This window comes from Arthrobacter sp. CAL618, assembly GCF_000468215.1.
Taxonomy (GTDB): domain Bacteria; phylum Actinomycetota; class Actinomycetes; order Actinomycetales; family Micrococcaceae; genus Arthrobacter_D.
In genome coordinates this window covers 6,970-18,787 of record NZ_ASZW01000114.1, presented here as the reverse complement: position 1 = coordinate 18,787, position 11,818 = coordinate 6,970, and the positions used below count along the sequence as shown (strand labels likewise).

Here is an 11,818-nt window from a genome sequence, read left to right as displayed (position 1 = left end):
CCCGCCGCTGCCGGCCCCGTTGATGCAGTATGACGCGCTAGTGGTGAGACACGCCCAGCGGTGCGCCCTTGGTCTCCTTGACCAGGCTGACGCCGATGAAGGAAATCACACACAGCACCATGATGTAGATCGCCACGGAACCCGACCATTCGTACGCCTCAAGGAGCGCCTGCGCCACTGTGGCAGCGAACGCTCCGCCGAGGATTGCGCCGAGGGCGTAGCCGATCGAGATGCCCGAGTACCGCACCTGGGCGGGGAACATTTCGGCGTACATGGCCGACATGGGGCCGTAGGACAGACCCAAGCCAATGGTCAGGACGAACAGGGCCACCCCGTAGAGCACGATGTCGCCCGTGTCGATCAGCATGAACATCGGGATCATCCAGACGAAGACCCAGGCATAGCCGATCTGGAAGGTCCGGACCCGGCCAATCTTGTCGGAGAGCCAGCCTCCCACCATGGTGAAAATCAGCCAGCCGAAGGAGGCCAGCACTGTTGCCAGCAGCACCTCCTGGATGGGAAGTTCCAGACGCCCAGTGGCATACGAGATGAAGAAGGCAATCAGGAGGTACCCGGCGGCGTTGTTACCGATGAAGATGGCAGCCGACAGGAGCACGTTCTTGGTGTGGTTCCGGAACAGTTCACGAAGCGGCGCCTTGCTTTCCGCCTTGCGCTGCGCCATCTCCTTGAACACTGGGCTCTCGGCGACCGAGCGGCGGATCAGGTATCCCACCACGATCAGGACCACCGACAGCAGGAACGGAATCCGCCAGCCCCAGGCCAGGAACTCATCTTCGGTCAGAACCGTCCGCAGCAGCAACAGGAGGCTGGTCGCGAGGATCATCCCGATGGGGACACCGATCTGCGGGTAGGCCCCGAAGAGTCCGCGCCGGTGTACGGGTGCGTGCTCCACGGCCATGAGTGCTGCACCGCCCCATTCACCGCCGGCGGAGAAGCCCTGGATGATGCGGAACAGGATCAGCAGGATGGGTGCCCAGATGCCGATCTGCGCGTAGGTCGGCAGGAGGCCGATCAGAGCGGTCGCCCCACCCATCAGGAGCAGGGTCATCACCAGCACGGCCTTGCGGCCAATCCGGTCACCGAGGTGACCCGCGACGATCGCGCCGAGCGGACGGAAGAGGAAGCTGATGCCGATCAGGGCGAACGACAGGATCTGGGCCAGGCCGGGGTTCGAATCCGACAGGGGTGTCAGGAAGAGCCCTGCCAGGACTGTCGCGGTCAGCTGGGCGAAGATGAAAAAGTCGTACCACTCGATGGTGGTGCCGACCAGGGTCCCCGCCAGAACCTTGCGTTCCTCGCGGGTCACGCGTTGTTTGGGCTGGCCAACGCTGGTGGAAGAAGACGTCATTGTGTACTCCAGGGTGGGACGGACTATTTACTGACAGAACGTTCGGTTTGTGACGCTGATCATACTACCCCGGGATGGCCTAATGCACGCTCCCCGGCGACGACTTGCCGGAAGACCTGCCGGGAAGCCTGTCGAAATGCGGCGGCGCGGCTAGTCGGTACGAGCCAGGAACTCGCGCACCCGCGCCTGGACAGGGGCAGTGTCATAGCTTTTGACCAGCGCCCCGGCCATCCGAACCGGGTCGCCGAAGAAGAAATACTCATACAGGGCCTGACGACCCGAGAAACCGGAGATTGACGCGTCATGCGCCAGCTTGAATAGCCGCACCCGTTCGGGTCCGGTGAGCGTTTTGGTCTGGAGATACCGTTCGATATCCGGCAGCGCCGCACTGGCCAGATCGGCCTCGCCCGGGAGCGCCATCAGGCCGCTGGCGGATAATGTGCGGATAATCTGGGGGAAGCGCTGGGCCACCTTCGGATACCAGTTGCGTGCCGCGTTGAGTGTGGCCCACTTCGGCAACATCACGCCGTCGTCGTTCAGTGTGGCATCGACCTCGGACGCCCGCAGCAGTGCTTTGCCGATTTCGACCGTCTGGATGAGCTCGGCGAGATCCTCCTGGATGTGCTGGAATCCGCCGATACCGATGGACTCCGACAACTCCGCTGCCAGGCCGAGGAAGAACTCGCTCTTGGCGATGGTCCGCGTGACCACCTGGTGGGTCATCAGCGCCCCGGCGCCGGTTTCGGAGTAGAAGCCGTTGCAGAGGTCGGGGTGCCCGAGCATGAAGATGCGCTCGTTCGGCACGAACACGTTGTCGAATATGACGACGGCGTCCATTTCCTCGAACCGCGAAGCCAGCGGCTCGTCGTGGATCGACCCACCATTGTGGAGGGGGGTACGGCACAGGTACCTCAGACCCTCAGCGTCGTTGGGGAGCGCGAACGCGAAGGAATACGGCGCATCCTCGGGGGTTCCGCGCAACAGGGTGGACGGGAAGACAAGCAGTTCATCGGCGATGGGGGCGTTGGTAGCGAGCATGCGGGCACCGTTGATGATGATTCCGTCGTCGCGTTCCTCGGTGATGCGGGCCGACAGGTGACCACCCAGCTGCTCCGATCCCGACACCGACCGATTGACCTGCGGCGGAATCAGCGTGTGGGTGGTGAGGAGATCATTCTCCCGGCAGAACTCGTAGTACCGGCGAATGTTCTCGCCGAACATGGGGTCCGCCTGGGCAAACCAGTGTTCGGCCGCGCTCAGCGCGGTCAGGCACCCATTCATGTAATCCCCGGTGCGGCCCAGGAAACCCTGCGAATATTCGGCCCAACAGGCCGTCGCCGCACGACGCCGTTCCAGGTCCGCGACCGTGCGCGGCACGAGGAAGGAGGCGTTGACCCGGTCACCGCTCGACGGCGATGGGTACGTCAGCCGGTCCGCATACTCGGGATCGTGCTGCAGATCGAATAGCCGGGCGTAGGACCGCGCCACATTCCTGAACGCAGGGTGATCGGCGATGTTTTCGCTGACTACCTGACCATCGATGACCACGTGCGGTCGCATGGAATTCAATGTGTCCAGGTACTGCGTGCCGGATCGGATGCCCATTGTTCTTCAGTCCTTGAGGAAGTCGTGCGGTTCAGTGCCTGGGGTTTTGGTGGACCCGGTCAGAGTAGGTCTTCCATCCCCAGCTGGTCTTCCGGGATGGTCGTGAAGCTACTGTTGGCGTACGCCAGGGCATCGCCCTTGCGGTAGTTGAAATCCTGCACCTCGCCGAGGTACAGGGTGTGGTCGCCGCCGTCGTACGCTGCCCACGGAGTGCACTCAAAGTAGGCCAGGACGTTCCCCAGACGTGGCGCACCTTCCCCCTCGACCCAGAGCGGCTCATCAACGGGTCGCCCGGCGAAGTGCAGGGCCAGTTGGCGCTGCTCAGCGCCGAGGATGTTGACGGTGAACGGTCTGCCGGCCAACTCGTCGTGGGCCGTGGTGCTGCGGGCGATACTCACCAGCACCAGCGGCGGATCCATTGACACCGAGGTAAAGGAATTGACGGTGATCCCATGACGCTTGGTGGCGCCGTCGAAGGTGACGATCGCGACGCCGGTCGCGAACCGGCCAAGGCTTCCCCTGAAGTGGTGGGCCCGCGGTACGTTCAGGGAGCGCCGACGTGCGGGTGCGCCGCTGCTGGCTGCACTCCCGTGCTGCGGTGAAGCGGTCATGGTCAAACTCCCTTGACGTGCCTGTACTAGCGTTAAGGACAGCCTAGCTGTTCTATAGTTGAACAATTCATTCTGATAGTGAAATATTGGCGGAAGTGACGAAGACAACAGCCGCCCACCCGAGAGGACGCCATGGACAGTGTGCAGACCAGCGCTACGGTGGCACCGTCGTCACATTCCCAGACCCTCTCTCGGGGCATCCGTGCCCTGGAAATCCTGGCCGAAGCGCGCACCCCCCTGTCAATCGCCGAACTGTCCACGCAGCTTGGAGTGCACCGCTCCATCGCCTACCGCATCCTGCGGACCCTCGAAGACCACTCGCTGGTGGTGAGGGATGCTGCGGGTCGGGTGCAGGCGGGCCCCGGCCTCGCCGCGCTGGCCCGCGGCGTCGCGGGCGATCTGCAGTCGGCGGCGCTCCCCGAACTGACCCATTTGGCCAATAGCCTGGGCATGACCGCCTTCGTTGCCGTCCTGAACCAACATGACTGCGTCACGCTGGTCACGGTAGAGCCCCGGCACACCGGTGCCACCGTTGCCCAGCGCCCTGGCACCCGCCACTCGGTGAGCGCCGGAGCGCCGGGAATTGCCATCCAATCGGCAATGACTGAACAGGACTGGGCTCGTTTTGCCCCTGGCCAGCAGTACCGGGAAGCCGCCCGCACCGCGCAGCGCACCGGCTACGCGGTGAGCCACGATGAGGTGATTGAGGGCGTCTCCTCGGTAGCCGTACCGGTCCGCATCCCCGGTCAACTACCGGCAGCCGTAGCGCTGGTCTACATCCGCAGCCAGCACACTCCGGCGGAGCTTGGTGCTCAACTCGCGGACTGCGCGCGGACCATCGAACAACAGTTGCGCTGAGGCCACCCCCACCCCCACCCAGGCCCAGGCGCGGGGGCTGGGTGCAGGTATTGGGGTATGGGGTGCAGCGGGCTAATCGGATTGATGCTGCCGGGGCACCGTCAATGAAACGACTCCCAGCACCAGCAGCGCACCAGCCGCAGCTACCGGAACCACGAAGGCAGAACTGAAGCCGTTCGCTTCCGCCAGGGTCCCGGCCACTGCGGCCCCGATCGCCGTCCCAGCGACAATTCCGCTGGCCAGCAGGGTCATGACCGTTCCCATCAGTTCCTTCGGGGCCACCAGGGAGCCGATACTGAAAATCGTGACCATCGTGGGTCCCACCGGGATACCCAGGACGAACAGCACCAGCAGCATCAGCGGGACCTCCTGCGGGATGAAGAGGAACAGGCTGAGCAGGCTCATCCCGCCAGCGGAGATGATCCAGCGAAACGACGCCGAGAATCTGGCTGACCAGTACGCCACCGACAGCGCCGCCGCCGCTGAGCTCAGACCCATCACGGCGTACAGCAGACCCGCCGACGTAGCAGCCCCGAACTCGCCGGCGAACGCGATCAGGGCCGTCTGCGTTGAGCCGAAGAAGGTACCCATTGCAACCATGCCAAGCACCGGGAGCGGAACCAGCAACCAGAACCGTCGGCTGCCGGGCTCCCTCCGGCGGGTGCTGGGCTCCCCCTCCCGGGCAGGGTGAGGACGCCGGCTTAGCGGCACCACGGCCTGGACCGTGGGGTGAATTGCGAACGCGCTCACCATGACGATGGTCAGCACGGCGGCGAGGGCCAGCGGCAGCCAGGGGGCAATCACACTCGCCAACAGGCCCACAAGTGCTGGCCCCAGAACGAAGGTCAGTTCATCCGCGGTGCTCTCGTAGGACAGCGCCGTATCCAGATCGCCCTGTTGGGTTCCGCGGGTCAGGGCGATCCACCGCACCCGGGCCAGTGGCCCGATCTGCGGGCAGGTCAATCCCATGCCGAAGGCTGCCCCGAGAATGAGTGCGGTGGAGGCCGCCGAAAAGTCAGGCACTGAGTAACTGGCCGTGACCACCAGGGCAATCGCCATAGTGTTCAGGACCGCCGAGACGAGCAGCACGGGCCGTTGCCCGGTGCGGTCGGCAAGGTACCCGAGAATAGGGGCTCCCAGCGCCGAACCGACGCCGACCGCTCCGGCGGCAAACCCTCCGGTTGCTACCGACCCGCTGGCCGCCGTAACCAGGGTCAGGGCCCCGACAGTCAACATGGCCAGGGGCAGCCGGGCGAAGAAGCCGATGGTGAGGAAAGAAGATCCGGCGAGGGCCGGGAGCCGGCCATAGCGTCCCAGCCGGCTAGCGGATACTGCGGGTAGTGTCATGGTGAGGGTCTTTCCGGATACAGCTGATTGCGCATCGTCCCCCCTCCCGATGCGCCCAACCCGGTGACAACCCTCAATTTACACCGTCTGCAGCCCATCCGTCTGATGCGGACCGGTGGGCTGATCGTCGATGGGCAGTTGGTCGACCGGTAACTGGTCGACAATCCGCAGGGTGGATCCGTTTCGTCCCTTGATCACCTGAAGCTGGGCGGTGATGCGCTGCTTGAGTTCGGCGACGTGGCTGACCAGCCCCACCATGCGGCCACCGTCCCGAAGCCCTTCCAGAGCATCCATGACCTGTTCCAGGGATTGGTCATCGAGACTACCGAAGCCCTCATCAACGAACAGTGTCTCGATCTCGATTCCCCCTGACTCGGCCTGAACGACGTCGGCCAAGCCGAGGGCGAGCGCCAGGGCCGCCATGAAGGATTCGCCGCCTGAGAGGGTTGCCGTGTCCCTCGTATTTCCGGTCCAGCCGTCGATGACGTTGAGTCCCAGGCCCGACTTCTTGTTGCCCGATAGCGCATCACTGTGCACGAGAGCATAGCGCCCATCAGACATGGCCAGCAGCCGTTCAGTCGCTGCATCCGCTACCTGCTCCAGGCGTGCAGCCAGCACGTAGGTGCCAAGACTCATCTTGTACGAGTTGTCTCCGCCTCCGGCCGCGGTGTCGGCCAAGGATTTCACGAGTTCATACTCGGTCCGCAGCGGCAGCACCAGCTTCTCCTGGCGGCCCATTTCGGCTGCATAGCGTTCAAGCTGTGCGGCCGACTCCTCGATCATCCGACGTCTGACCTCACTTTTCGCGGCGCGTGCAGCCGATTCACTCTCCGCCGCTGCCGCTGCTTCAAGCACTTCGCGGGTCACTGCCGGCAGACCGGCTGCCTCGTCCTGAAGTGCCCCGGCAATCTCCGGCAGGCCCTGATCAGCTTCCAGCCGGTGCGTGGTGCGCTGATAGCCGCTGAGGAACTGCTCGGCGCGCTGCAGCTCAGCCGACGGCAGCAGGGCCGCGCGCACCTCATCCGGGTCGTCGAATGACGAGTTCAACAGTCCCTCGGCCAGCGAGCCAAACGCCTGATCGTGGCCGTCGCGGGCACGGATCAGGCCCTGCAGGGCGTCCCGACAGGTGGCAATAGCTTCGTGTCCCGCCGACAGCTGAGTAATCCGTTCCGCCAGGGTGTCATACCCGTCGCGGAGCGTGACCAGCCGCCCCGTCACTTCCCCTCGCTGTTCCTCCAGCCCGGCAATCAGTGACCGCAGTTCAGCAAGTGAAGTTGTCAACCCGTTGTAGGTGGCAGTGAGGCTTTCTTCGCGTTCGGTCAACTCGACCAGCCGGGCCGTGACGCGCTCCAATGCCTGTCGTGCTGCGACTGCTTCCGCCAGCAGGCCAGTGTCCCGCGTGAGCTCCTCCTGCACGTCGGCAGCATCCCTGCCACCACCCTGCGCCTCCAACCTGGCGGCCTCCAGGACTGCCTCGTCCCGCACTCGTCGGATCCGGTCCAGCTCCTGCTCGGCGGCGTCCTGCTTTCGGTGTGCAGCCTCTTCCTGGTCGTGGGTGACCAGGGTGTCCAGATCGGCCGAGGCCGGCCGGGGATGGGACCGGCTGCCGCAGACCGGGCAGTCACTATCGTCGGTGAGCCGGTCAGCCAACTCGGCTGCAGCCTGTTCCAGGCGTTGCCGGAGGGTATCCAGCCAGTGACCCTTGAGCTCTAGGAAGCGCCGTTCGGCTGCCGTGTACTTCTCCTCCTCGCCCAGGACCCTGTCTCGCGCGGTCCCGAGGGCCGCGATCGTGGTCAGGAGCCGCTTGCCCTCTGCCACCCGCTCCCCCAGCGTCGATTCCTGGTTGACCTGACGCTCAAGCTCGCTACGCTCCGCACGGGCTTCGGCGGCCTCGGCGCGGACCTCCGCCTGGGCACCCGAGCAGTCCGCAAGGGCTGCCTCAATCCGTTCCTGCTCAGCCGCCGCCTTGGCGAGCCTGTGCTCCAGCGACTGCAGACGCTGTTCCTCCGGCAGTGCCGAGCGCAGCACCCCGAGGTCTGAGGTGGCACTGGTGCAGGCAGCATCGAGCACGCCGATCGTCTCGTCAAGGCTGGACCCCGCGCCGTCGACGCCGGCAGGGCTCACATCGACGCCGGCAGGGCTCACGTCGACGCCGTCGGCGGCGGTGATGGCGGAAATGACGTCGTCTGGATTGAGGCCGGGCACCAGGGATCCGGCCACCTCGGATTCGGCGATCCGGAGCGTTGCGACCTTCGCCCCGGCGGTGGCGTGGCTGAGCGTCCGCTCTGCCTGATCCAATGAGCGGAGGCCACCTTCCAGGATGCGGGCCTTCCGATCCCGTTCCACTGCAGCCTGAAACACTTCCGCATCCTCACGCTGGGCCAGATGCGCGGCCTCGTCAGCCCTGAACTTCGCCAGTGCACCCTGGCGCGCGTGGAGGGCCGACGTCTCCTGGTGTGCCTGTCGGAATGCAGCAAGCTCCAGCGAATCCTTGGTCGAAGTCTGGGTTGCACTTTCCAGCGCACCCGCGAGACGCAACTGCAAGCCGCTGATGGTTTCCGGTCCGGCTTCCTGGGTTTCCGGAGCCGCGTCGGACCCAGGGGCGGAATCGGGGGCGGGGTCCGCCTCGCCCCCCATGAGAGCATGGCGCTCCACCTCATCCAGGGCCCGACGGAAGATGTGGGTCAACCCGGCTTCGGCGTCGGCGNCCCGGCCGCCGAGCGCCCGGGCTCGTTCAGCGAGGACTTGCTCCACCTGCTCGAAACGGTCGGTGGAGAAGAGCCGCTGCAGCAGTTCCCGGCGGGATTTCGCATCGGAGCGAAGGAAAGCGGCGAACTCGCCCTGTGGCAGCATCACCACCCGGGTGAACTGCTCACGATTCATGCCGAGAAGGGTCTGGATCTCGTCGCCGGCTTCATCGTTTCGGGCGGATTTCTGGACCCATTCGCCGTCGACCTGCTCCCTCAGCAGGGTGCGGGCCGGCTCGGAGGTGGTCCCCTTGCCCCGCTTGGCCGGGCGATTCCATTGCGGATTGCGGATCACTTCCAACCGGCGACCGCCCACGCTGAACTCGCAGGTCACCTCGGGCGCCAGCGACTCGGGTGCGTGGTCGCTGCGGAGCCGCTTTGCACCCTGCCGGGCGCCGGGCACCGATCCATAGAGCGCGTAGCAAATCGCGTCGAGTACGCTCGATTTTCCGGCGCCCGTGGGGCCGTTCAGGAGGAACAGACCGTGGGCACCCAACCTGTCGAAGTCGACCTGCTGGCGTTCAGCGAAGGGGCCGAACGCCTGAAGTTCCAGGCGGTGGATCCTCACCGTTCGACCTGTGCCGAACGGACTGTCTCAAGGGCGGAGGTGATGACAGCGCGTTCGCCATCGTTCGCTGGACGGGACCGGACGTGGTCAAAGAAGCCACAGCACACCTCCACATCATCAGTGGCCGTGGCGATGCGCTGGCTGTAGGTCTGCGCTGCGCGTTGCCGGTCACCGGCCGGTTCGAAGTTCAATACCAGGGTGGTGGGGAAGCGGCTCCGCAGGCGCTCCATAGCCTGGGCGGGCCGGTCAGCGTCGGTGAGGGTGATGTGGCAATAGGCGTTCTCGGCCCAGTCATGGCGCGGGTCCGCCAGCAGATCCTCAAGTTCCCCAGTCAGGACCGCCAGCTCGCGGTACCCTGGCCAGTTAATTGCACTGACCTCGCCCAGCCCGTTGGCGCTGATGTCCACCAGCCAGGCGCCCTTGGCCTGGTTGGCTTCCGAGAACGAATAGGGCAGGGGCGAACCGGAGTACCGCACATTGGGTGCCAATTGCTGCTGGCCATGAAGGTGCCCCAGGGCCGTGTAGTCGAAGGATTCAAAGAGATCGAGGGGCACAGCACCAACCCCACCCACGCTGAGATCGCGTTCGCTGGCCGAGGTGATACCGCCGCTGGCGAAGGTGTGCGCCATGACCAGGGACCGGACGGTCCCGGCCGCCCGGCGATGCGCCAGGTCCGAATGGACCCGGTCCAGGGCTGCCCTGGTCACGCTGGTGTGTGTCGGGGCCTCGGCTCCGAGCCCACCTGCGACCAGNCCAGCCGCGGCTCGAGGTAGGGCAGGCCATAGACGGCCAGCTCGGCGCCGTCGTCATCAAGGGGGAAAAGGACCGGCCGTGCAATGTCCTCAAGCCGGGTGCGTAAGTGCACTCCGCCGCGTTCCAGAATGCGACCGCCGAATCCCAGTCTGGTGGCGGAGTCGTGGTTTCCACTGGAAACCACCACCTGCGCTCCGGCCCCGGTGAGACGATCCAGCGCCTCGTCGAAGAGGCCGACGACGTCCACGCCGGGCAGTGCACGGTCGTAGACGTCGCCGGCGATCAGCACCACATCGACTTCATGCTCGCGAACAGATTTCTCGAGGTGGTCGATGAAAATCCGTTGCGCCTGAAGGGTACCCACACCGTGGAACGACCGTCCCAGGTGCCAATCGGATGTGTGCAGTAGCCTCATGATTCCAAGCTACCGGCCCCCACTGACATTCCTGCGGAGGGTTCCCGGCGGTGCGGACTTTGGCCGGGTTTTAGCCTACTTTTCGTCGCGGCGATCGTCGGATCCGTCGAAGAACGTCCGTGCCTCGTCGGTCCCGGCGGGACGGTCGACCTGACCATCCTCGGCCGTGTCACCGGTGCGTGCATGGCCGGCCGGGTAGCGGTCAGCCGACGTCACCCCGGTGGTCTGCGAGGGGGCATTGACCCCGGTGGCTGCCGGGGCTGCGTCGTCGTCGGCAGGTGCGGCGACGGATCCGTCGGCCGGCCCAGCCACCCCGGCTTCACTCTTGCGTCCAGCAAACAGCTCGGTGCTGCGGTAGATCAGTCCAGCGATCGCTGCGCCGAGCACCGGTGCTACCCAGAACAGCCACAGCTGCTCCAGGGCCCAGCCTTCGGAGAAGATGGCGGCGGCGGTTGACCGGGCTGGGTTCAACGACCCGTTGGTGATGGGGAGCAGGAAGGTCAGCAGCGCGGCGTAGACCAGCCCGATGGCGAAGGGCCCACCGGCGTTGCGCAGCGCACCAGTGGCGGTGCGGGAGGTAGCCCCCAGCACGACGGCGACAAAGATCGCGGTGCCGACAACCTCGGCGAGGAGAGCGCTGCTCAGGGCGAACTGGGTGGGCGAATTGTCTGCGTAACCGTTGGCCGAGACGGCGAACAGGGCCTGGACGCTACCGGCAAACTGCTGGTTGGCGCTCAGGAGCAACCAGATAAACACTGCTGCGACAACGCCGCCGACCACCTGCGCCACAATGTAGGGCAGTACCGAGGCCCACGAGGTTTTACCTGCGATTGCCGAGCCGAGCGTGACCGCCGGGTTGAAGTGACCCCCCGACACATAGCCGAACGCGACCATCGCTCCGATCAGCGCCAGACCGAAGGCGAGAGTCGGCTGAACACCCGTCTGGGTGTTCAGGATGGTAACGCCCAGTCCCGCGAGGACCAGCAGGAACGAGCCTGCTGCTTCGGCGAGGGACCGGGCCACCAGTGGAAAGTCTTTGATCCCGGCAGCGCGCCCGGAGTGTTCCGGGTCCGCGTGCAGATCGTGGCTGGGCAGAGATGTCTGCGTCATGGTGAACGTATTCCTTCAAGCTGAATGGGAGAGTCGAGATGGGGGTCGACTCTATTGTCGGGACCGTACGATCCGGTCAGGCAAACCCGTCCAGCGTTCCACTTGTTGCTGGATGCCCGCTGTGAGCGGGCGACGCCGGTGGACGGGGCAGTAGCACCATACCCGACACTAGACTGTTGAGGTGCCTGTTGCCCCGACTTATTCCGACCGTGTTCATGGCTGCCTGCTGGGCGGTGCCCTCGGCGATGCCCTCGGCTATGCCGTCGAAGAACTCGACCTGCAATCCATCCGGACAGCCTACGGTCCACACGGTGTGACCTCCCCCGACGCTTTGCCGGACACGTTCCGGTTTTCCGACGATACCCAGCTCACGTTGTATACGGTCGACGGACTCGTTGATGCCATCCAATGGGCCAATGATGGAGTGGCGGCTGA

General features: G+C 65.2%; 7 protein-coding genes and 3 pseudogenes. 2 read left to right on the top strand and 8 right to left on the bottom strand.

Annotated elements, in window-relative coordinates; all coding sequences use genetic code 11:
- Positions 1 to 37: 37 nt before the first annotated feature.
- The 3 genes from K728_RS0107160 to K728_RS0107150 form a co-directional block, all read right to left on the bottom strand.
- The gene (locus K728_RS0107160) at positions 38 to 1,369 is read right to left on the bottom strand and encodes an MFS transporter (RefSeq protein ID WP_019481222.1); all 1,332 of its coding nucleotides are present in this window, start codon (positions 1,367 to 1,369) and stop codon (positions 38 to 40) included.
- 150 nt (positions 1,370 to 1,519) lie between these two features.
- Positions 1,520 to 2,974 carry a 4-hydroxyphenylacetate 3-monooxygenase, oxygenase component gene (gene hpaB, locus K728_RS0107155; RefSeq protein ID WP_024476311.1) on the bottom strand — a complete coding sequence of 485 codons (1,455 nt, stop codon included), beginning with the start codon at positions 2,972 to 2,974 and terminating at the stop codon, positions 1,520 to 1,522.
- A 59-nt stretch (positions 2,975 to 3,033) separates the two neighbouring features.
- Positions 3,034 to 3,585, bottom strand: coding sequence for a flavin reductase family protein (locus K728_RS0107150; protein ID WP_024476310.1), 552 nt, complete (start codon positions 3,583 to 3,585; stop codon positions 3,034 to 3,036).
- A 132-nt stretch (positions 3,586 to 3,717) separates the two neighbouring features.
- Here K728_RS0107150 and K728_RS0107145 point away from each other — a divergent pair, with 132 nt between their 5' ends.
- Positions 3,718 to 4,443: an IclR family transcriptional regulator gene (locus K728_RS0107145; protein WP_019481219.1), complete on the top strand. Its 726-nt coding sequence runs from the start codon at positions 3,718 to 3,720 to the stop codon at positions 4,441 to 4,443.
- Positions 4,444 to 4,515: 72 nt separating this feature from the next.
- Here K728_RS0107145 and K728_RS0107140 read toward each other — a convergent pair whose 3' ends face one another.
- The 5 genes and pseudogenes from K728_RS0107140 to K728_RS18740 all read right to left on the bottom strand — a co-directional run bounded on the left by K728_RS0107140 (position 4,516) and on the right by K728_RS18740 (position 11,383).
- Positions 4,516 to 5,790, bottom strand: coding sequence for an MFS transporter (locus K728_RS0107140; protein WP_024476309.1), 1,275 nt, complete (start codon positions 5,788 to 5,790; stop codon positions 4,516 to 4,518).
- Positions 5,791 to 5,940: 150 nt separating this feature from the next.
- Positions 5,941 to 6,471 (bottom strand): annotated as a pseudogene (locus K728_RS23140) (SbcC/MukB-like Walker B domain-containing protein); the annotation flags it as partial.
- Between the two features lie 2,148 nt (positions 6,472 to 8,619).
- Positions 8,620 to 9,105: pseudogene (locus K728_RS23135) on the bottom strand (AAA family ATPase); the annotation flags it as partial.
- Positions 9,102 to 10,273, bottom strand: a pseudogene (locus tag K728_RS18745) (exonuclease SbcCD subunit D). The pseudogenes K728_RS23135 and K728_RS18745, both read right to left, overlap by 4 nt.
- A gap of 75 nt (positions 10,274 to 10,348) precedes the next feature.
- On the bottom strand, positions 10,349 to 11,383 hold the full coding sequence (locus tag K728_RS18740; RefSeq protein WP_024476307.1) for an aquaporin: 1,035 nt from the start codon (positions 11,381 to 11,383) through the stop codon (positions 10,349 to 10,351).
- A 181-nt stretch (positions 11,384 to 11,564) separates the two neighbouring features.
- Between K728_RS18740 and K728_RS23130 the strand changes: the two genes are divergently transcribed.
- The coding region (locus K728_RS23130; RefSeq protein ID WP_443110939.1) for an ADP-ribosylglycohydrolase family protein at positions 11,565 to 11,818 on the top strand (254 nt) is incomplete at its 3' end.

Coding starts and splice junctions, on each gene's coding strand:
- K728_RS0107160 (WP_019481222.1), bottom strand. CDS start 1,369: ATGACGTCTTCTTCCACCAGCGTTGGCCAGCCCAAACAACGCGTGACC.
- hpaB (WP_024476311.1), bottom strand. CDS start 2,974: ATGGGCATCCGATCCGGCACGCAGTACCTGGACACATTGAATTCCATG.
- K728_RS0107150 (WP_024476310.1), bottom strand. CDS start 3,585: ATGACCGCTTCACCGCAGCACGGGAGTGCAGCCAGCAGCGGCGCACCC.
- K728_RS0107145 (WP_019481219.1), top strand. CDS start 3,718: ATGGACAGTGTGCAGACCAGCGCTACGGTGGCACCGTCGTCACATTCC.
- K728_RS0107140 (WP_024476309.1), bottom strand. CDS start 5,790: ATGACACTACCCGCAGTATCCGCTAGCCGGCTGGGACGCTATGGCCGG.
- K728_RS18740 (WP_024476307.1), bottom strand. CDS start 11,383: ATGACGCAGACATCTCTGCCCAGCCACGATCTGCACGCGGACCCGGAA.